Genomic DNA, 20,350 nt, shown 5'->3' on the forward strand with positions numbered 1-20,350 from the left:
ATGGATGGACTAAGCGTCTATTAGTGGGAAGCATCACCATTCCAGATAGAGTTTTTCACGATTACATAATCAACGTGCTTGAGGTCAGCAACCTTGCGTCCACCTGCGTAGGAAATGGCACTTTGCAAATCCTGCTCCATCTCAGTAAGGGTGTCTTGCAAATGCCCTTTGGTAGGAAGTAAGATGCGTTTTCCTTCTACATTTTTATAAGCACCCTTTTGGTATTGGGAAGCTGAACCATAGTATTCTTTGAACTGTTCGCCATCGACTTCAATCGTCTTTCCTGGACTTTCGATATGCCCTGCAAATAGGGAACCAATCATGACCATGCTAGCACCGAAACGGATAGACTTGGCAATGTCACCGTGTGTACGAATCCCTCCATCAGCAATGATCGGTTTACGCGCAGCCTTGGCACACCAGCGAAGTGCTGCCAACTGCCAACCACCTGTCCCAAAACCAGTCTTGACCTTGGTGATACAAACCTTACCAGGACCGATTCCAACCTTAGTAGCATCGGCACCAGCATTCTCCAATTCACGCACAGCTTCTGGTGTCCCAACGTTACCAGCAATGACAAAAGTATCTGGTAATTCTTTCTTGATGTGCTGAATCATAGAAATCACGCTATCCGCATGACCATGAGCAATGTCAATCGTGATATACTCAGGAGCATCAGCCTTGAGCTGGCTAACAAAGTCATACTCGTAATCCTTAACACCAACAGAAATGGAAGCAATGAGCCCTTGATCGTGCATGCGTTTGATAAAAGGAATGCGCCCCGCCTCGTCAAAACGATGCATAATGTAAAAGTAACCGCCTTTAGCAAGTTGCTCTGCTACGTTCTCATCCAAAATCGTCTGCATATTTGCTGGCACAACAGGTAGTTTGAAAGTGTGATTTCCAAGTGTGACACTCGTATCTGCTTCTGCACGGCTTTTAATGACACATTTATTTGGGATTAGCTGAATATCTTCGTAATCAAAAATTGGAAATTCATTTAACATATCGATGTCTCGTTTCTTTTGTAATGACCTACCTATGCCTTCGCATCACTACGTCTTTTCCGACGTTTCCTTGATTAATTATAAACCAAAGTACAGTTTTTGTCAAATATTTTCAATAATCAAATTATATCGTTCGGGAATTACTTATATAAATAGCAAAAAAAGTGAAGAGATTATTTTCTCCCCACTTCTTCATCAATAATCGCTTTAAAATTTTCTTCTGAATTTTCCATCATTTTACAAAATGCACTATAGGATGAGGCATTCTGAGGGATTCGAATAGACCACTTCTTCAATTGAGCTCCATAGCCAGCTAGTTTTCCTATTTCACTATTTACTGACCGCTCCATACTAGGAAAAATCAGTCCAGCTTTCTCAGCTTCTAAAATATAAGAATAGGAAATCAATTGGAACAAGTCCTCGCGGTTAATTCCTTTTTCAGTCAATTCCAGTTTTTTATATTTTGCATCTAAAACAATCTTTCGTTCTCTGTCATAAAAATCTGGATATACTTTTCGTTTCCCAACAGAAAAAACTGAAATTCCGTCCGTCTTATCTTTATTTCGTGGATGGATGAAACCTTTTGGCAACAAGGTATGAACATACTCTTCCCAAAGCCAGGCAACATCAAAGAGAATACCATGTACCATCTGGGATTGGGGCCCAAGACCATGCTTTTCTCTACTCAGAATCATCAAGCAGAGTTCCTGTAATTTTCTATACTCTCTAAAATAGGCGTGTCGGATGGGTTTGATTTTATTCATTCTGATAATCTTAGCACGATCAGCTAGTTTATAAGATGAGGTTACACGAGTAATTTCTGTCATATTTTCACGATTACTATCGAGCAGAACTCCGAAACCTTTCTGATTCTTTATATACTCAATCGTATGCCGAATCAACTGCATGAGTGGATTATCATAAGTAAACTCTCTAGTTGTATAGGCAATATTTCCCATAAAAGGGAGATTTTTTTTCAGATGATTTCCAACATCTAGTACGCCCTTCACATGACTATCGTTATGGAAAAATCGCTGGTATTCCTTATAAAGACCTTTTCGGAGAGCAGCTTGAAGATACTTGGGAAGGAGGTAAACCAAGAGTTGATAGAGCTTATCTTCAGGAGACAGACCGACATCTAAACTAGTCAGATTGATATTGAGAACCTTTTGTAAAAGATAATGCAAAAAATGGTCGTTACTTTCATCAGAAAAACGAGAGGAAATCGTTAATCTTTCCTGACCATATCCAAGAAAACCAATCACGTTTCCTGTCTTGATTTTCTGATTAGCTGTTTCAAAAATCTTTTGTTCCTTGTCTAAATCAGGAGTATGAGTCAAATCATTTGGAAAAATAAAGATATTATCCTCTCTAGAAAGGTTATCCAGTGTTCTATCAAGAAGCGCTTGACTAAGGTTGGGATATTCTGCGGCAAAGTCTTCTTTAGCAATTCTATGCTGATTATCAGTTATCCGCATCATTATCACCAGTATCTTGGGGATCTGTTTGGTCGTTATTTGTCAGATCAAATGCTTTTTTCAATGTATCCAGAGTTTCAGCCTCTTCATAAGAACCTCGTAAGTAATCTTCCAAAAGCGGTTTAAGGTAATCAGACCAGAGTAATTCATAGTCAAAATCTACATCCTTCAACTTAAGGAAATAACTTGGTCCGATATGATAATGGCTATTTAGCTCCTGAACGTTTTCGATAGCAGCGTTCAAATTTCTAAGACGAAGTTTTGCTTCTTCTGCATGGATACCCAGTTCTTTATCCAACATAGCAACTTGACTTTCAGCAGTAACTTCAACAAAGCGGAAACGACGACGCATAGCAAAATCAAAGGTATCTACCGAACGGTCAATATCATTCATTGTTCCGATGATGTAAACATTTTCGGGGATATAAAACTTTTCATCAGTTTCGTGTAGATTTGCATATTGGGTAGAAACACTTCCCTTTTCACCACGATAGCCAGGGTCAATAGAGAAAAAGAGTTCACCAAAAATCTTAGAAATCTCACCACGATTAATCTCATCGATGATGAATACGAATTTCTTATCAGTATCAATCGTTGGGGATACATAATCACATAAGCCATAACTTTCTTTCATGTGATCCAAAACGATTTTTTGATAAGTTTCATATTTTAAATTAGTCTCTTCCCCCTTGTACAAAAGATACACTTTTTCTTTGGTGGCAACGGGAGAATCAAACTTCACATTCCCTTGACTATTTAAACTGGCTGGAACCGAACTACGAGGGAAGAAGTATTGTCCTTGTTTTTCATTAATAGCATCCGTTAGCTTAGCCCACGTTTCCTCAAAATTATCTTGTCCTCCAGTTTTCTGAGCTTCCTTAGCCTTCTGGCAAAACTGCTTAAAAATACCATCTTGTAATTTAAACTCAATAGCTCCATCCCCATTTGATACCGGTCTCAACCCCTCTACAAAATCCGTATAATCATAGGAAGGGTGAAATTGTACAAAGCCGATTTGATCTTCATTACCACCCGTTAGCTCTGTCGCTATTTCTTTAGCAAGATAAGTTTTTCCTGTACCAGGAGCACCACGAAGGATGAGGTTTTTGGATTTTTTTAATTTATCTAAATAATCGTTAATATTTTTATTCATAACAACTTTCTCTATATTTTTTCTGTATGTACCATTTAGAATAGATTTATATAAATTGATACGTTCTGAATTTCTATCCCAGTTGATGGTTTGTCTTGTACCTTTTTTTCTTTGGTATTCCCATCCACCATCTACTTTCAACCAATTAACACCAATACAATGTTTAAACTCTGTTTTTGTTTCATCAAAGTAATATGTTTTCACACATTGTCCAATACCTAAAATTTTGTTAAATCCTGAGGTAGCTATTATATAATCATTTATTTTTATGTCATGTGCAAACTTCCAAATAAATAAATTTCTCTGCTTTCCTTGCTTCAATTCTTCAGGATTATTGTAATCTAAAATATTAGATAAATTAGAATCAAAATCTATACAAGCTATATTCTCTTCTTTAAATAAAGACCAAACTTTTCCACCTCCTCCTGCAACTATCATCCAATAATTTAATTTTTCTTCCATTTTGTAACTCCATTTTCATATTATAGGCTAGTTAGTATTTAATATTTCAAAACCCTATTTCATATATAGAATATCATATCTATATAAAAAAGAAAAGAAATTCTAAACAAAAAGCCCAGTGTTAGGAGCTTTAATATCTCATAACACTAGACTTCTTTTTTATCTTAATAATACTCACCCTGACGGTAGTCCCATGAGTTAAAGGTATCTGACAAGTGCATCATGATTTTATCAATGTCAAGCCCTTTACGGATCACAACTGGAGCTGGTGAGATTGAGCGGGCTCCTCCTTGTTCTGGGATGAGTTTGCCGTCTTTATCAACCATAGACACCATCACACCTTGCTCATAGCGAGTTTCAATGGTTTTGTCAGGTTGGATGGATGCCACATAGTCGTCTGCTTCGATGACAAGGTCCACTGCTCCTTCGATACGTTCTCCGATTCCTTCCACCTTACCGCGGTTACCTTTTCCAGATGGGTTAGCTGATGAGGCATAGACCATTTTTCCTTCGTCCCAAAGTTTGGCAGCCAACTGTTCACCAGCTTTACCAAACTTGATGACAAAACAGCTCGTTCCACGCACGTCTGTCATGAGTTCTTCACGGCCATCACCGTATGCTTTAAGTTTTTCAAAAGCTTCTGGTTTCCATGGAAGGATACAACCGAGGAGAATATCTTCGTCCCAATGTTTTTGGTAGAAGGCTTCAATTTCTGGGTTGAGTTGTGCTAAAGCACGTAGCTCGTCCATGCTACCACAAAGTACAACACCTGGTTTGTTACGGTTACGCTCTTTGGCTTCAAACTTGCGTTCAAGTCCTGCCTTATCGCTGGTCATGATGATGTAACCAACTTTGGTAGGACAAACGATACAACCACCCTCTCCTTTTAAAATGTCATAGCCTTCTTGTGAAAGTGTTCCGTTCCATTGAATGTGTTTTGTCATAGTTTTATTTCCTTTTCTATTTTTCCTAATCCTGCCAGTAGGCTGGGCGTTGTTTTTCATAAGCAGCAATCAAATCTTCATACTGCAAGGTAATACCGATATCATCCAAACCATTTAAGAGCTTGTGTTTCCATTCACTATCGATTTCAAAAGTGAATTCTCCAACTGGTGAGATGATTTTCTGTTTTTCCAAGTCTACAGTTACCTGGTCGGTCGGTTTGAGTTGGGCTAGCTTTTCTCTAACCTCCTTAGGCTGGACAATGGGCAACATGCCATTATTGAGTTCATTATTGTAATGAATGTCTCCGAAAGATCCTGCAATCACAACCTTAAAACCATAGTCGGCTAGAGCCCAAGCTGCGTGTTCTCTCGAAGAACCTGCCCCAAAGTTATCCCCTGAGATGAGAATACTGGCTTTGCGGTATTCAGGTCGGTTAAAAACAAAGTCTGGATCCTCAGTATACTTATCGTCTAGATAACGCCAAGCATACATGAGGTACTTACCAAAGCCTTTCTTATCAATCAACTTGAGAAACTGCTTGGGGAGGATTTGGTCTGTATCAATGTTATCATTCATAAGAGGAACGGTCGTTCCCGTATAAACTGTAAATTTCTCCATATCCTCTCCTTACTGGGCTTCTGGCATCTGCCGAACATCTACGAAGCGCCCTGCGATAGCCGCTGCAGCTGCCATGGCTGGACTGCAGAGATGGGTTTTAGCGCCAAATCCCTGTCTATCTTCAAAGTTGCGATTACTGGTTGAGGCACAGTGAACCCCATCAGGTACCTTGTCTGGATTCATCCCTAGGCACATAGAGCAACCTGGGTCTCGCCACTCAAAGCCAGCATCAAGGAAAACCTTGTCCAAGCCCAACTTCTCAGCAGCTCGTTTAACAGGACGAGAGCCTGGTACTACGATTGCTGTTAGATTGGGAGCTATTTTCTTTCCTTTGACAAATCGAGCAGCCAGTTGCAAGTCACTGAGACGAGCATTGGTGCACGAACCAATAAAGATATAGCCCAGTTCAATATCTGCCGGCTTTTGACCAGGCTCCAAGTCCATGTAATGATAAGCTCGCTCATCATTCATATCCTTAATTTCTGGGAAGCTACTGTCAAAGTCAACGCCCATAGCAGGATTGGTTCCCCAAGTCACCATAGGAGCCAAGTCTGAGACATCCATCTGGATAACCTTATCATAAACAGCATCGTCATCGCTAACTAGGGTTTTCCAATCCGCCACAGCCTCCTCAAAAGCTTCGGGAACACATTCCCGTCCCTTTAAATAATCATAGGTGGTCTGATCTGGATTCATGATCCCCATCTTAGAGCCAAACTCGATGGACATATTGCAGATGGTCATTCGCTCTTCCATGGTCAGAGCATCAATGGCTTCTCCACGATATTCCACCACATAGCCTACACCACAAGCAACGCCGTACTTGGCAATCAAGGCGAGAATGTAATCCTTGGAATAAACTCCTTTTTGAGGAACACCAGTGAATTCTACCAACATTTTCTTGGGTTTAACTTGCCAGAGTGTCTGGGTAGCAAAGACATGCTCGACCTCACTGGTCCCAATCCCAAAGGCGATAGCTCCGAAAGCTCCGTGAGTAGCTGTGTGACTGTCTCCACAAACGATGAATTTTCCTGGTTGGGTCCGTCCTGTTTCTGGACCTACCATGTGAACGATTCCCTGCTTTTCAGAACCGTGGGCAGCATGTTCAATCCCAAACTCCTCAACATTTTCAACAAGTTTATCAATTTGAGCCTTGGAAATCACATCTCGAATATCGTAGATATTAACCGTCGGGACATTGTGGTCAAAGGTTCCAAATGTCAAGTCTGGTCGTCTCAATCTGCGTCCTGCATCTCGCAATCCTTGAAAAGCCTGAGGACTGGTCACCTCGTGAATATAGTGTTGATCCACATACATGAGTTGGGGCTGCCCCTCTTCTCCTGTGATGACATGGCGTTCCCATAATTTATCAAAAATCGATTTTCCTGCCATCAATTACCTCCAAATGAAATATAGGGCTACTAGTGTGGTTACCATCCCAAGGAACCAAACCGTTTTAAAATACCATTTTCGAGTCTTGTGGTGAAAGGTGATTCCTGCTAACCAAGCGCCAAATCCACCACAGACAAGTGCTATAGTCAAGAGAATTTTCTCTGGGATGCGCCAAGCACCTCTCCTTGCCTTGGATTTGTCAATGCCATAAATCAAGAAAACCATGACATTCCAAATCAAAAGAACTAGAGTAATTTTTTCATCTAACTTCATAACCTTGCAATAATAGCTTCCGTCATTTCCTTGGTAGAAGCCTTTCCTCCTATATCTCTCGTTAAAATTCCTGCTGCCAAACTGGCTTCTACAGCATGCTCGATACGCTCTGCATCCTCAAAACGTCCAAAACTATCTCTCAACATCATGGCTACTGATAAAATCATGGAAATAGGATTGGCAATTCCCTGACCTGCGATATCAGGTGCCGAACCGTGAATGGGTTCATAGAGACTTAGCCCCTTTTCAGAATGACTAGCCGATGGCATGACTCCAAGTGTGCCAGATAGAACGCTTGATTCATCAGATAAGATATCTCCGAAAAGATTTTCTGTCACGATGACATCAAATTTAGCAAGATTGGTAATCATAAGCATGGCAGCTGAGTCCACCAACTGGTGTTCCAAGGTCACATCTGGAAAATCTTGCGCAACCTCCTCAGCCACTCTGCGCCAGAGTTTTGATGTCGCTAGAACATTTTGCTTATCGATACTAGTAACGATTTTTCTGCGACTTCTTGCAATTTCAAAGGCTTTGCGAATAATACGCTCCACTTCTTCATAGCTGTAGTCGTTGATATCACGCGCTTTGCGCTCTTCAAGGATATGATCCCCAAAGTAAATCCCACCTGTCAACTCACGCACCACGACAAAGTCTACACCAGCAATTCGTTCGGGTTTGAGAGGTGACAAATGCTTGAGACTATCAAAAATCTTAACAGGGCGAATATTGGCATAGAGATTGAGTTCCTTACGAAGAGCCAGCAAACCTTGTTCAGGGCGAATCGCTGCCCCATCATACTGGGGACTACCGATAGCCGCTAGGAGAATAGCATCTGCTTCTCTACATGCCTTGAGGGTTTCATCAGGTAAGGGATGCCCCGCAGCATCAATACCTGCACCACCAAAGGGGCATCTGTCAATCTCATAGTCAAAACCTGTTTTTGAAGCTAGAGCTTCCAGAACCACTAAACCAGCTTCCATAATTTCTGGACCGATTCCATCCCCTGCTAGAGCTACTATTTTCTTTGTCATAGCCTTCTCCTTTACACACTAGGCATGTCTCGGTAGGAAACGCTGTGCCCCATCTCACCAGCATTCTCTTTTTGAACAAAAGTATTGGCATTGATATAAGCAATAGCCGAAGCTTTCAACACATCGAAATCGAGACCTGCTGCATTAAAGATGGTTTCTGTATCTCTGTTTTCAACAGTGACCAAAACCCGAGCTTGGGCATCGATTCCATCTGTTACCGCATCGATGGTATAGGACACCAAGCGAACAGATTGATTGAAGAACTTGTCGATGGCGTTGAAGATAGCTTCAACGGAACCTTGCCCTGTCGCATTGAATTCGACTTTCTCACCATCCATATTAGCCAGACTAACAAGCGCTTCAATGTCATTATCTGCATGGGTTTGAAGTTGTAAATCATCAAAGTGGAAGCCTTCTGGATTTTCAACCATGGTTCCAGCTACCAGAGCTCGAATATCTGCATCTGTGATTTCTTGTTTCTTGTCCGCTAGTGCCTTGAACTTAGCAAAGAGTGGTTTGATATCCTCTTCTGTAAAATCTAGGGCCAATTCTCTTAGTTTTTCAACAAAGGCATGGCGACCTGACAATTTACCAAGCGGAAGACTGTTACTCTTGACACCGACCAATTCAGGTGTGATGATCTCATAAGTAAGAGGATTTTTAAGGACTCCATCTTGGTGAATACCCGATTCATGAGAAAAGGCATTGCCACCAACGACGGCCTTATTTTTAGGAACTGGAATACCAGAGAAGCGAGAAACCATTTCTGACGTATTCATTGTTTCATCCAAAACAATATCACTAGTTGCTTGGAAGAAATCCTCACGAATCTTCAAAGCAACAGCTACTTCTTCAAGAGCAACATTACCTGCGCGTTCACCGATACCATTAATAGTTCCCTGGACACGTCCAGCACCGTGTTTAATTGCTGTCAAAGTATTTGCAGTTGCCATACCGAGATCATCGTGACAGTGGACACCAAAGACAACTTTATGATCTGATTTAATATTTTCGGTCAAGTGATCAAAGATGCGTGCAAACTCTTCTGGAGTCGTAAAGCCAACCGTGTCAGGGATATTGATATAAGTTGCCCCAGCGTCCACTGCTGTTTGAACGACTTGCAAGAGGAAATCCAACTCTGTTCTAGTCGCATCTTCAGGAGAGAATTCGACGATTTCAAACTTAGAACGTGCGTAAGAAACATGCTCCTTAATAGCTTCTAAAATCTCTTCCTTGCTCTTATTGAGCTTATACTTGCGGTGAATCGGACTGGTCGCGATAAAGACGTGAACCTGAGGATACTTGGCATCCTTGAGCGCCTCGTAACAAGCATCTATATCAGACTTGACCGAACGTGCCAAAGCTGTCACCGCTGTTTTCTTCAAGACTTTAGCAATCTCCTGAACTGCCTTAAATGAGTCTGGGCTAGCAGCCGGAAAACCAGCTTCGATAGCCGAAATCCCCCATTTCTCCAGCTGTCTTGCAATGGCAACCTTTTCCTTGATTGAAAAATTAACACCCGGCGTCTGCTCTCCATCCCGAAGGCTGGTATCTAGAAATTCAACTGTTCGCATAAGTTTTCCCCTTTTCCAAATATGGTTTTAAAAAAACATCTCGCTCAGAAACCCAAGCGAGATGTTGATTTACTCCCGCTTGGTAAGCCAAACAGGACTAATGCTTTTGCACTAGCCCGAGTACCTCAACAACAAAGCAAATTGATTAAACTTAGCTGTTTTCATGTTTGACTTTCTCCTTCGTTTGATATCTTGTTTAGTATTCTAGCATAGGAAAAATCACTTGTCAAGAAAAAATCCATTATTTTCTGAAAATTTCTTCAGTAAAGAATATTTTGCTAATTGAAAGTATTTAAAATCTCAAGTAAATTTCCCTATTTTTTCACGGTTAGGTTCCAACTTCTTTCCATCAATTTCAGTACCATTTCATCTGACAAAGTATCATCAAGTGTCAGACTAAGCCAGTAGCGTTTGTTCATATGAAAGGCTGGGTAAATTCCCTTTTGCGAAAGCAAGTCAGCCACTTGGTCGTGTTTGAGGTTGACTGCTTCCACTAGCCCTTCTCTCCCCTTATCTAACTTATCCCACGGAATTCTCATCAAAACAGCATACCACTTTTGATTGCCTTCATGGCGCAATACAGCAGCATCAGGTGATTTTTCCCACAGATACTCCAGCTGATTCCCATAATCTTCCTGAACCTGAGCCATGATACGCTTAGTCTGAGGGCAGATAAAATCCTGCACATCAAAACAAGCCTTCCGAATCTGGTAAAGAATCTCCAAACAAGCCTCACGGACACTTCCGACAAAACTTCCCCGCATACTTTCCATATGTACTTGAGGATAGAGGTCACCCGTTTCCTGGTCAAAGACCTGAAAGCTCACATTATCCGGAGTGATAGAAACTGTCATGAAAAAGTCACCCTGCAAAATCTGGCAACTATAGGTCCAGACTTCCCCACTTTCTACAAAACCATAGGCATGGGCTTTTTCTTTATTAAACTGATAGGATTTAAAAATTTCAAACATAAGTGAAAACTGCTACCAAAAGCTAGCAGTTCCTTTCTATTTTTTAAAAGACAACCTTGGTTCCATGCAATTGTGTCACACCCAGCTGGTCGATAAAGGCTTGACGGTTGTCAAGGTCAATCCCTCCACCTGGTAAAATTTCAATTTTACCTTTAGCATGTTCCAAAATTCTGTGATAATGGGCAAAACGTTCTTCTAGCGAGTCTCCAGACACACCAGCACGAGTTAAGATACGAGTGACACCAGCTTGGCTGAGCCAGTCAATGGCTTCCAACTGGTCTTCATCACTCAATTCATCAAAGGCCATGTGAAAGACAATTTCCATTCCTTTAGATGCGACAATCAACTTCTCAAGATTAGCCTTATCCAACTTTTTATCAGCAGTTAATGCTCCAAAAACAACCCCTTGACTTCCAGTCTGAGCAGTCAAACGAATGTCTTCTAGCATGATTGCTATTTCAAGATCAGTATAGACAAAGTCGCCACCACGGGGACGAATCATGGTCATAATGGTCGTATCGTAGTTAGCTGCCAGTTCAACCGCTGCCTTGGTCACTCCATAGCTAGGTGTTGTTCCTCCTACTGCTAGATTGTCACAAAGTTCGATTCGACGAGCTCCAGCCTGTATCGCTTTTTCAAGCAAGGTCACATTTTCAGCACAAAATTCGTAAATCATTTGATTCTCCTTGATGTTTTCTTTAAATTTATTATATCATATTATTTTAAATATGCTTTCATTTTTATCAAGGCAAATTACTACTATTTTAACTATTCTTTGTCAGGAATGACTTTAAAAAGATAGTAGGTGATAAAGACAGTCAAGGCTCCCAGACCAATTTTGACTGCTAAAAGAGGGGCAAAATAAATAGAAATCCCCATCAAGATATAGATAGATACGATGATTTTTTTCTTTCGTTCTCGCGCGATTGACTTGGTTTCCCGAAAGTCAGCTACATAAGTCTGATAAAGCTTTGTATGATAAAGCCAATCTTCAAAACGCTTAGAAGATTTTGAAAAGCAAGCGACAGCTAACAAAAGAAAGGGGGTTGTTGGTAAAAGTGGTAAGACAACTCCAATAACAGCTAAAGCCAGTGAAATAAAGCCAATACTGAGATAAATGATACGCATGATTTCTCCTAGATAAATTACTCTTCCTCTAGTTTCGCATACAAGGGGGAAATTTGTCAAGCATCAACAAAAAAGAGCCTGAAATTCATTTTCAGGGCTCTGCATTTTATTTAATTTTCTCTTCTTCGTAGTCGCCATTACTACATACAACCTGCTTGCCACCACCACGGACTTTTTTCTCCACAAGGAAGTGTCCGCATTTTGGACAGTCACGGCCAATTGGTTTGTCCCAGGAAGTAAACTCACATTCTGGATAGCGATTGCAACCATAGAAGACACGATTGCGCTTGGTTTTGCGTTCGATGATTTGTCCTTGATGACAGCTCGGACACTCGACTCCAATCTCTTTGACAATCGCTTGTGTGTGACGGCAGTCTGGGAAATTACTACAAGCATAGAATTTACCAAAACGTCCTAGCTTAATCACCATCGGGCTACCACAAACTTCACAGTCAAATCCAGCTGGCTCATCCTTGATCTGGATTTTTTCCATTTCGGATTCAGCCTTGGCCACTTCTTTAGAGAATGGTTTATAAAATTCATCAATGACACGTTGCCACTGCTCTTTTCCAACTTCAACATCATCCAGTTTTCCTTCCATCTCAGCTGTGAAGGTCACATTTACGATATCTGGGAAATATTCAACAATGAGTTTATTAACAATTTCACCCAACTCTGTTGGTTCAAAGCGTTTAGCTGCCAGACGAACATAGTAGCGTTTTTGGATGGTTTCAATTGTCGGAGCGTAGGTTGACGGACGTCCAACTCCATTTTCCTCCAAGGTCTTGATCAGTGTCGCTTCCGAATAGCGAGCAGGTGGTTGAGTGAAATGTTGCTCTGGCTTGCTATTGACCTGCTTGACCACACCTCCTACTGCCATATCTGGCAACATCTTGTTCTTGTCAGAGTCATTGTAAATAGCAAGATACCCATCAAACTTAACTTGGCTACCATTTGCCGCAAACTGTACCCCATTTTGAGAGATCTTAACAGCCATGGTATCAAAGATAGCGCCTGTCATCTGGCTGGCCACAAAACGGTTCCAGATAAGGGTATAGAGCTTGAACTGGTCTTTGTCCAAGTACTTAGCGATGCTTTCAGGTGTGTTAAAGACACTAGATGGACGAATGGCTTCGTGGGCATCTTGAGCACCTGAGGCATTCTTGACCCTGCTACCATGCTTGGTATACTTGCTACCAAAACGGTCGTTAATGTAGCTTGCCGCTTCGTTCTGAGCCACAGGACTGATACGAGTCGAGTCTGTACGCATATAGGTAATCAAACCTTGCACGCCTGATCCGATATTGATCCCTTCATAGAGCTGTTGGGCCACCATCATAGTCTTTCGAGTACGGAAATTAATTTTGTTAGCAGCATCCATCTGCATGGTTGAAGTTGTATAAGGTAGGGGCGCATTGCGTTTGCGTTCTTTCTTATCTACCTGGTCTACTGTGAAATCTTTACTAGTCAAATGGGACAAGACTTCTTTGACTTCTTCATTGGTGGTCAATTTCATCTTTTTGCCATTCATACCATAGAAAGAAGCCTGAAATTGCTTGGTACCCTTCTTAAAGACACCATCAATTGTCCAGTATTCTTCCGGTTGGAAGGCATTGATTTCATTTTCACGGTCAATGATGAGCTTAAGTGCAACCGACTGCACGCGTCCTGCTGATAAGCCCTTCTTGACCTTTTTCCACAAAATAGGCGAAATCGAATACCCTACCAAGCGGTCTAAGACTCGACGAGCTTGTTGGGCGTCGACCAAGTCCATATCAATCTTGCGAGGTTCTTTAAAGGCATTTTTTACCGCGTCCTTGGTGATTTCATTAAAGACTACACGGTTGGCATCATTCTCGTCCAAGTTGAGAATGTGAGCCAAATGCCAGGAAATTGCTTCTCCTTCACGGTCCGGGTCACTCGCCAGAAAGACTTTATTGGCCTTTTTGGCTTCTTTTTTCAGATCATTGATGAGAGGACCTTTTCCTCGGATATTGATATACTGCGGTTCATAGTTATTTTCAATGTCGACTGACATACTGGATTTTTTCAAATCACGGATATGCCCGACACTGGCTAGAACCTTGTAGTTTCTACCTAAATATTTCTCAATCGTTTTCGCCTTAGCAGGCGACTCTACGATGACTAGATTTTTTTTAACTGTTGATTTTTTCTTCTTTGTTGCCGTAGCCACACTATCACACCTTTTCAAAGTAATAAACTTTATAAAGTGTAAACCATTTTTCTATAGCTGTCAAGACTTAAATCCTATATATAGAAGAAAAGTTTATCTGAATAATCCATTTCTCCTTAAAATTCAAACTCAGCCAACACATCTTGACCACTTGTGATCAGTTTTGCTCCCTCTTGAATCAGGTGGTGACAGCCATCTGAATGACCATCTAAAATGTTTCCCGGAATGGCAAAGACATCACGACCTTCCTCCATAGCTCGCTCACAAGTAATAAGACTACCAGAACGCATCCTTGCCTCTGCTACAATAACTCCACGACACAATCCTGCAATGATACGATTACGGGCTGGAAAGTGAAATTTCAAGGGTTCTTCACCTGGACCGTACTCGCTTAATACCAGATGATGATTTCCAATGTACTCCTGCAAGCGTTTATTGGCACGTGGATAAAAAACATCCAATCCTGTTCCAATGACAGCAATTGTTCTTCCTCCATTCTGGAGTGCAGCCATATGGGCAGCCGTATCAATCCCTTTGGCTAAACCACTGACCACAATTAACTCGTTTTCCAAACCTTGGATGACTCTCTGAACCGACTTTGCTCCCTGACTAGAACATGAACGACTCCCTACAACAGCAACCTTTGGAAACTTTAACAAGTCCAGATTTCCTTTATAAAACAAGAGCACTGGAGCATCATAAATCTCACTCAGATCCCAAGGATAACAGTCATCAAGAATAGAAAAGGATGGAAATTTCTGAAACTCCTTCTCCAACTGTGCATCATCTATCTGGAAATAGCGTTCCATAAAGACAGCAGGATTACGACACCCAGATATTTCTGCAATATCACCTAGCAAGAGCTCCTGATCTACAGTCTCATCGTATTCAAGAACTGTTAAAATTTGTTGATTGCTCAGCCCAGCTTTTCTCAATTTGTAAATCTCATAGTTTGTGATCTTCATATGCAACTCCATTTCTTTTTCTACTCATCTATCTATTCGTAAAAAAAAAATAAAAAGAAGACCAAGGATCTTCTTTTTTTCATTTATTCAGCTTTAGTAGTTGACCAGCTACTTTCAACCATCGGTAAGATTGTTTTTAAAGTTTCCCCATCCCCTTCAAGTGAAACATAGCGGATTTTACCATCATTTGATCGGAAAACCCAGGTAACGAGGTATTTCCCTGACTTAGCAATTGCATTGACAACATAGGCTTCATAACCTCCAATGGTCGATTTGGAGCCCCAAACCTTACTGAAATCAGAGCTTTGTTCTTTGGAAGTTAAAATACTAGCAGAGACAGTCACAACATCCAATTTAGCATATTCTTCTTCGCTGATATTAAATTGCTCAGCCTTGAAGGTATTCAGCGTAACAATGTTGATATCTGTTCCATCACAATACTGTATATCATTTCCACCTTCTACTTCATGGAATCGAACCCATGATTTGGGTACCTTGACAAATCCATATTCATTCGAACCGATGATTTGTGTCTCTTCCTTTTTCGCTTCAGAAACAGCAGAACTAGAGCTACTCGTTTCCTGACTGCTAGAAGAACTAACAACCACAGTCGAACTTTCTTCGGTTGCTGTTTGCGACTTATTGGAGCATGAAGCTAAAAAAGCACTAACAGTAACTACAGTACCTAAAATCAATAATTTTTTCATCATACCACCTCTCCATCTGCATTATAAGAAAAATAAGAACTTCTGTCAAATTCTGACCTAATTGATTCTGTTAGTTTCCGATTTTATTGCTCACATTTAAAGCAAAAACTCTTGAAAAATCTTCAAGAGTTTTGTTTTTTATTTCTATTCTTCATCCATACTCAAGACGCTGAGGAAGGCTTCTTGTGGGACTTCTACTGATCCGATAGCTTTCATGCGTTTCTTACCAGCTTTTTGTTTTTCAAGGAGTTTGCGTTTACGAGAAACGTCACCACCGTAACACTTGGCAAGTACGTTCTTACGAAGGGCCTTGATATCCGTACGAGCCACAATCTTGTGCCCGATTGCTGCTTGAATTGGAACCTCAAATTGTTGACGAGGGATGATTTTCTTGAGCTTATCAACGATGAGTTTCCCACGTTCGTAGGCAAAGTCCTTATGAACGATAAAGCTGAGGGCATCCACCTTATCACCATTGAGAAGGATATCCATTTTGACCAGTTTAGATGGACGGTACTCTGACAATTCATAGTCAAAGCTTGCATAACCACGCGTCGAAGACTTAAGCTTATCAAAGAAGTCAAAGACGATTTCAGCAAGTGGGATTTGGTAGATAACATTGACACGATTGTCATCAATATAGTCCATGGTCACAAAGTCCCCACGTTTGCGTTGAGCCAATTCCATTACTGCCCCAACAAACTCCTGTGGTACCATGATTTGCGCCTTAACATACGGTTCTTCAATAGTCGCAATCTTGGTTGGATCTGGAAACTCTGATGGGTTAGAGACATCCATAGACTCACCGTCAGTTTGGTTAACCTTATAGATAACAGATGGAGCTGTCATGATGAGGTCAATATTGAACTCACGCTCCAAACGCTCTTGGATAACATCCATATGGAGAAGTCCAAGGAATCCACAACGGAAACCAAATCCCAGCGCCTGCGATGTTTCTGGTTCAAACTGCAGACTGGCATCGTTGAGCTGCAATTTTTCTAGGGCTTCACGAAGGTCATTGTATTTATTTGACTCGATTGGGTAAAGTCCTGCAAAGACCATAGGATTCATCTGCTTGTAGCCATGTAATGGCTCTGCCGCAGGATTGGTTGCCAAGGTAACTGTATCACCCACACGAGTGTCTTGAACTGTCTTGATAGAAGCCGCAATATAACCAACGTCACCTGTCGCTAGGAAATCACGTCCTACTGCTTTGGGTGTAAAAATTCCGACCTCAGTCACATCAAAGGTTTTGCCATTGCTCATGAGCTGAATCTTATCGCCAGGTTTGACTACCCCATCCATGACACGAACTTGTAGAATAACCCCACGGTAAGCATCGTAGACAGAGTCGAAAATCAAGGCCTTGAGGGGCGCCGTCACATCACCCGTTGGGGCTGGGACTTTTTCCACGATTTGCTCGAGGATTTCTTCGATACCAATACCAGCCTTGGCAGAAGCCAAAACTGCTTCACTGGCATCCAGTCCAATGACATCCTCAATCTCCGTACGAACGCGCTCAGGATCGGCTGCTGGTAGGTCAATCTTGTTAATAACTGGAAGGATTTCTAAATCATTTTCCAATGCAAGATAAACATTAGCAAGAGTTTGAGCCTCAATCCCTTGGGCGGCATCGACCACCAAAATCGCCCCTTCACAGGCAGCTAGCGAACGCGACACTTCATAGGTAAAGTCCACGTGCCCAGGCGTGTCAATCAAGTGGAAAATATAGGTTTCCCCATCTTTAGCAGTGTAGTTCAGCTCAATGGCATTAAGTTTAATGGTAATCCCACGTTCCCGTTCTAGGTCCATACTATCCAGAAGCTGGGCTTGCATTTCACGACTAGAAACCGTCTCCGTCTTTTCCAAAATGCGGTCCGCCAGGGTTGATTTCCCATGGTCAATATGGGCGATAATAGAGAAGTTCCGAATCTTCTCCTGTCGTTTTTTCAAATCTTCTAAGTTCATGATGCTCTTCCTTTCAGGGTATCTATTAATTATAAATTGTTTTTAACATTTTGACAAGACCATACCCTGCTAGGAGTACTAATCTTCGGCAATAAAGCCATCATTTTCGATAAAGTGGTGTTCTGTCATTCCTTGGTCTGTAAAGACGATCCCATGAAGGACACCACCATAGACAGCTCCTCCATCCATGCCAATCTTGCCATCCTCTGTTATCCAAAGCTCAGCTGTACCTCGGTCTTGCTTCAGTAAGCCATAAACTGGTGTATGCCCAAAGACAATGGTTTTCCCAGTATGATTTTCGGCTTCGTGGAATGGCTTTCTGAGCCAGACTTTCTTGTAATCTGTTGTTTCATGCCAATCATCCAAGGTCAAGTCAATACCCGCATGAACAAAGATATACTTGTCTGTCTCTACTACAAATGGCATTTGACGAATAAATTCGACCAAGTCTGCTGCTTCAGTCGCAACGCGCTTGGCATCTTCTACGCCATCAACTGGTGCATCCAAGGGACGACCTAGGATTGAGTTAATAGTTGTATCTCCACCATTGCGACGATAATGGTCATAGCTTTCTTCTGGATCATCGAGCCAAGTCAGAAACATATACTCATGGTTTCCTGATAGACAGATAGCTCCATGATTGTCGACCAAATCCTTGACCATTTCTAGAACACGGCGACTGTCTTCACCACGGTCAATCAAATCCCCTAGAAAGAGCAACTGAGTTTGACCATCCCAGGTTTTGAGCAGATCTTCTAACATACCTGCTTTCCCGTGAATATCTCCAATTACATAATAGTCTGTCATTTATTTCATCCTCGTTTGCAATAATTCTCTGGCTTGGGTAAGGGCAGCTTCGGTTACATTTTCCCCAGCCAACATCTTAGCTACTTCCTCTACTCGTTCTTCAAGGGTAAGCAAACGAACTGTGGAAACAGTTGAATGCTCATCGCTAATCTTCTCAATAAAGAATTGATAATCCGCGATCGCAATTACTTGAGGTAAGTGAGAGATTGCTAAGACTTGGCCATGCTGACCAATCTTATGAATCTTTTGCGCAATGGCCTGGGCTACACGACCTGAAACTCCCGTATCCACCTCATCAAAGACAATACTGGTCTTTCCTTCCTTACGAGAAAAGGCTGACTTGATAGCTAGCATGAGACGGGATAATTCCCCACCAGACGCAACCTTAACCAAAGGCTTAAAGTCTTCACCAGGGTTGGTGGAAATGTAAAATTCGACCATTTCATTCCCCTCACGACTAAATTTGCCCTTGCTGAAGCGAACCTGGAACTGTGCCTTCTCCATATAGAGGTCCTGAAGTTCTTGCTTAATCTCGGCTTCGAGTTGCTGGGCCAAGTCATGACGAGCTGATGCAAGTTGCCCTGCCAAATCGACAAGATTAACTTCCAATTTCTTGAGCTCTGCTTCCATATCTTCGGAAGAAAGGTTATTTCCAGTCAAGAGATTGTACTCATCCGTAATCTTGGCAAAATAAAGCAAAACGTCGTCCACAGTTCCACCATACTTGCGGGTAATAGTATTCAGAAGATCTAGGCGATTTTCAACCTGCATGAGGCGATTGCCATCAAAATCCAAGTCCTCAATAATATCTTCTAAACGCTTGGTAATATCTTCTAAAACATAGTAGGTATCTGATAAAGAACTTGAAATTTCACGGTATTCAGGATCGTATTCTTCAACACTTTCCATGTCATTCATGGCTGAACGGACATTAGCAAGACTGGAGAATTCCTCATTGTCCAGCATACTGTAGGCATTGGTCAGCGTATCCGCAATATTTTTATGATTGAGGAGTTTATCTCGTTCTTGGTTGAGAGCCAAGTCTTCACCAGCCTGCAAGTTTGCAGCCTCAATCTCTGCCATTTGAAATTCCAACATTTCGATACGTGCCTTGTGTTCCTGCTGGTTTTTCTTGACTTCCAGAACCTGCTTGCGCATTTTGCGATAGGCATCAAAGCTCGTCTGATAGGTCTCCTTCAACTCCAAGAAAGCAGCATCACCAAACTCATCCAACATCTGAATGTGCAGTTGAGGACGCATTAACTCCTCTTGGTCATGCTGACCATGGATATCCACAAGGTGTTGCCCAATGGCACGCAAGACGGAAAGATTGACCATCTGACCATTCACGCGACTAACACTACGACCATTTTGCAAAATTTCCCGGCGGATGATAATCTCATCTCCCAATTCTAAACCTTGCTCATCAAAAAGTTCCTGTAAAAGGCGACTGTTTTCAACCGAGAAAAGCCCCTCAATCTCTGCCTTAGGAGCACCGTGACGAATAACGTCTGTCGTTGCACGAGCCCCCAACATGAGATTCATAGCGTCGATAATGATAGACTTTCCAGCACCCGTTTCCCCGGTCAAAACAGTCATACCCTTTTCAAAATTGAGGGAAATCGCCTCAATAATGGCAAAGTTTTTTATCGAAATTTCAAGTAACATACTGAC

At 41.7% G+C, this 20,350-nt stretch carries 18 protein-coding genes; all 18 read right to left on the reverse strand.

All coding sequences use genetic code 11. From position 1 onward, the window contains the following. Positions 1-20: 20 nt before the first annotated feature. The 18 genes from M1F56_RS08290 to recN all read right to left on the reverse strand — a co-directional run bounded on the left by M1F56_RS08290 (position 21) and on the right by recN (position 20,344). Positions 21-1,007 (reverse strand): GMP reductase, encoded by a 987-nt coding sequence (locus M1F56_RS08290; RefSeq protein ID WP_247917409.1) that lies wholly within the window; start codon positions 1,005-1,007, stop codon positions 21-23. 173 nt (positions 1,008-1,180) lie between these two features. Continuing rightward, positions 1,181-2,485 carry an McrC family protein gene (locus M1F56_RS08295; RefSeq protein WP_247917436.1) on the reverse strand — a complete coding sequence of 435 codons (1,305 nt, stop codon included), beginning with the start codon at positions 2,483-2,485 and terminating at the stop codon, positions 1,181-1,183. Continuing rightward, positions 2,472-4,100, reverse strand: a complete 1,629-nt coding sequence (locus M1F56_RS08300; RefSeq protein ID WP_247917410.1) for an AAA family ATPase — start codon at positions 4,098-4,100, stop codon at positions 2,472-2,474. Before M1F56_RS08300 ends, M1F56_RS08295 begins: the two co-directional genes overlap by 14 nt. A 164-nt stretch (positions 4,101-4,264) precedes the next feature. Beyond that, complete coding sequence (locus M1F56_RS08305; protein WP_247917411.1) at positions 4,265-5,044, reverse strand: L-threonylcarbamoyladenylate synthase; 780 nt, start codon at positions 5,042-5,044, stop codon at positions 4,265-4,267. Positions 5,045-5,069: 25 nt separating this feature from the next. Next, a complete protein-coding gene (gene leuD / locus M1F56_RS08310; RefSeq protein ID WP_247917412.1) occupies positions 5,070-5,663 on the reverse strand; it encodes a 3-isopropylmalate dehydratase small subunit in 594 nt (197 codons plus the stop codon). A gap of 9 nt (positions 5,664-5,672) precedes the next feature. Then, entirely contained in the window at positions 5,673-7,055 is a 1,383-nt protein-coding gene (gene leuC, locus M1F56_RS08315) for a 3-isopropylmalate dehydratase large subunit (protein WP_247917413.1), read from the reverse strand. A gap of 3 nt (positions 7,056-7,058) precedes the next feature. Then, positions 7,059-7,328: a DUF1294 domain-containing protein gene (locus M1F56_RS08320; protein WP_247917414.1), complete on the reverse strand. Its 270-nt coding sequence runs from the start codon at positions 7,326-7,328 to the stop codon at positions 7,059-7,061. Beyond that, entirely contained in the window at positions 7,325-8,362 is a 1,038-nt protein-coding gene (leuB, locus tag M1F56_RS08325) for a 3-isopropylmalate dehydrogenase (RefSeq protein ID WP_247917415.1), read from the reverse strand. Before leuB ends, M1F56_RS08320 begins: the two co-directional genes overlap by 4 nt. Positions 8,363-8,373: 11 nt before the next feature. Further along, positions 8,374-9,936 carry a 2-isopropylmalate synthase gene (locus M1F56_RS08330; protein WP_247917416.1) on the reverse strand — a complete coding sequence of 521 codons (1,563 nt, stop codon included), beginning with the start codon at positions 9,934-9,936 and terminating at the stop codon, positions 8,374-8,376. A gap of 314 nt (positions 9,937-10,250) precedes the next feature. Beyond that, entirely contained in the window at positions 10,251-10,907 is a 657-nt protein-coding gene (locus M1F56_RS08335) for an MmcQ/YjbR family DNA-binding protein (protein WP_247917417.1), read from the reverse strand. 43 nt (positions 10,908-10,950) lie between these two features. Further along, positions 10,951-11,583, reverse strand: a complete 633-nt coding sequence (locus M1F56_RS08340) for a copper homeostasis protein CutC (protein ID WP_235098531.1) — start codon at positions 11,581-11,583, stop codon at positions 10,951-10,953. Between the two features lie 92 nt (positions 11,584-11,675). Beyond that, positions 11,676-12,035 carry a YbaN family protein gene (locus M1F56_RS08345; protein ID WP_247917418.1) on the reverse strand — a complete coding sequence of 120 codons (360 nt, stop codon included), beginning with the start codon at positions 12,033-12,035 and terminating at the stop codon, positions 11,676-11,678. Between the two features lie 106 nt (positions 12,036-12,141). Next, on the reverse strand, positions 12,142-14,229 hold the full coding sequence (gene topA, locus M1F56_RS08350; RefSeq protein WP_247917419.1) for a type I DNA topoisomerase: 2,088 nt from the start codon (positions 14,227-14,229) through the stop codon (positions 12,142-12,144). Positions 14,230-14,345: 116 nt separating this feature from the next. Beyond that, on the reverse strand, positions 14,346-15,194 hold the full coding sequence (gene dprA / locus M1F56_RS08355) for a DNA-processing protein DprA (RefSeq protein ID WP_061588237.1): 849 nt from the start codon (positions 15,192-15,194) through the stop codon (positions 14,346-14,348). Between the two features lie 83 nt (positions 15,195-15,277). Further along, positions 15,278-15,901, reverse strand: a complete 624-nt coding sequence (locus tag M1F56_RS08360) for a hypothetical protein (RefSeq protein ID WP_061588451.1) — start codon at positions 15,899-15,901, stop codon at positions 15,278-15,280. Positions 15,902-16,045: 144 nt separating this feature from the next. Continuing rightward, positions 16,046-17,869: a translation elongation factor 4 gene (gene lepA, locus M1F56_RS08365; RefSeq protein WP_247917420.1), complete on the reverse strand. Its 1,824-nt coding sequence runs from the start codon at positions 17,867-17,869 to the stop codon at positions 16,046-16,048. A gap of 78 nt (positions 17,870-17,947) precedes the next feature. Next, positions 17,948-18,676, reverse strand: coding sequence for a metallophosphoesterase family protein (locus tag M1F56_RS08370; protein ID WP_247917421.1), 729 nt, complete (start codon positions 18,674-18,676; stop codon positions 17,948-17,950). Next, complete coding sequence (gene recN, locus M1F56_RS08375; RefSeq protein WP_247917422.1) at positions 18,677-20,344, reverse strand: DNA repair protein RecN; 1,668 nt, start codon at positions 20,342-20,344, stop codon at positions 18,677-18,679. Positions 20,345-20,350: the final 6 nt, after the last annotated feature.

Source organism: Streptococcus oralis, assembly GCF_023109005.1.
GTDB classification, from domain to species: Bacteria; Bacillota; Bacilli; order Lactobacillales; family Streptococcaceae; genus Streptococcus; species Streptococcus oralis_BU.

What these genes read in the sequence shown, in the direction of transcription:
- M1F56_RS08340 (WP_235098531.1), bottom strand. Translation starts at nt 11,583, where the DNA reads ATGATTTACGAATTTTGTGCTGAAAATGTGACCTTGCTTGAAAAAGCG.
- M1F56_RS08370 (WP_247917421.1), bottom strand. Translation starts at nt 18,676, where the DNA reads ATGACAGACTATTATGTAATTGGAGATATTCACGGGAAAGCAGGTATG.
- M1F56_RS08320 (WP_247917414.1), bottom strand. Translation starts at nt 7,328, where the DNA reads ATGAAGTTAGATGAAAAAATTACTCTAGTTCTTTTGATTTGGAATGTC.
- leuB (WP_247917415.1), bottom strand. Translation starts at nt 8,362, where the DNA reads ATGACAAAGAAAATAGTAGCTCTAGCAGGGGATGGAATCGGTCCAGAA.
- recN (WP_247917422.1), bottom strand. Translation starts at nt 20,344, where the DNA reads ATGTTACTTGAAATTTCGATAAAAAACTTTGCCATTATTGAGGCGATT.
- M1F56_RS08290 (WP_247917409.1), bottom strand. Translation starts at nt 1,007, where the DNA reads ATGTTAAATGAATTTCCAATTTTTGATTACGAAGATATTCAGCTAATC.
- lepA (WP_247917420.1), bottom strand. Translation starts at nt 17,869, where the DNA reads ATGAACTTAGAAGATTTGAAAAAACGACAGGAGAAGATTCGGAACTTC.
- M1F56_RS08300 (WP_247917410.1), bottom strand. Translation starts at nt 4,100, where the DNA reads ATGGAAGAAAAATTAAATTATTGGATGATAGTTGCAGGAGGAGGTGGA.
- M1F56_RS08330 (WP_247917416.1), bottom strand. Translation starts at nt 9,936, where the DNA reads ATGCGAACAGTTGAATTTCTAGATACCAGCCTTCGGGATGGAGAGCAG.
- M1F56_RS08295 (WP_247917436.1), bottom strand. Translation starts at nt 2,485, where the DNA reads ATGCGGATAACTGATAATCAGCATAGAATTGCTAAAGAAGACTTTGCC.
- M1F56_RS08360 (WP_061588451.1), bottom strand. Translation starts at nt 15,901, where the DNA reads ATGAAAAAATTATTGATTTTAGGTACTGTAGTTACTGTTAGTGCTTTT.
- dprA (WP_061588237.1), bottom strand. Translation starts at nt 15,194, where the DNA reads ATGAAGATCACAAACTATGAGATTTACAAATTGAGAAAAGCTGGGCTG.
- M1F56_RS08335 (WP_247917417.1), bottom strand. Translation starts at nt 10,907, where the DNA reads ATGTTTGAAATTTTTAAATCCTATCAGTTTAATAAAGAAAAAGCCCAT.
- leuD (WP_247917412.1), bottom strand. Translation starts at nt 5,663, where the DNA reads ATGGAGAAATTTACAGTTTATACGGGAACGACCGTTCCTCTTATGAAT.
- M1F56_RS08345 (WP_247917418.1), bottom strand. Translation starts at nt 12,035, where the DNA reads ATGCGTATCATTTATCTCAGTATTGGCTTTATTTCACTGGCTTTAGCT.
- M1F56_RS08305 (WP_247917411.1), bottom strand. Translation starts at nt 5,044, where the DNA reads ATGACAAAACACATTCAATGGAACGGAACACTTTCACAAGAAGGCTAT.
- leuC (WP_247917413.1), bottom strand. Translation starts at nt 7,055, where the DNA reads ATGGCAGGAAAATCGATTTTTGATAAATTATGGGAACGCCATGTCATC.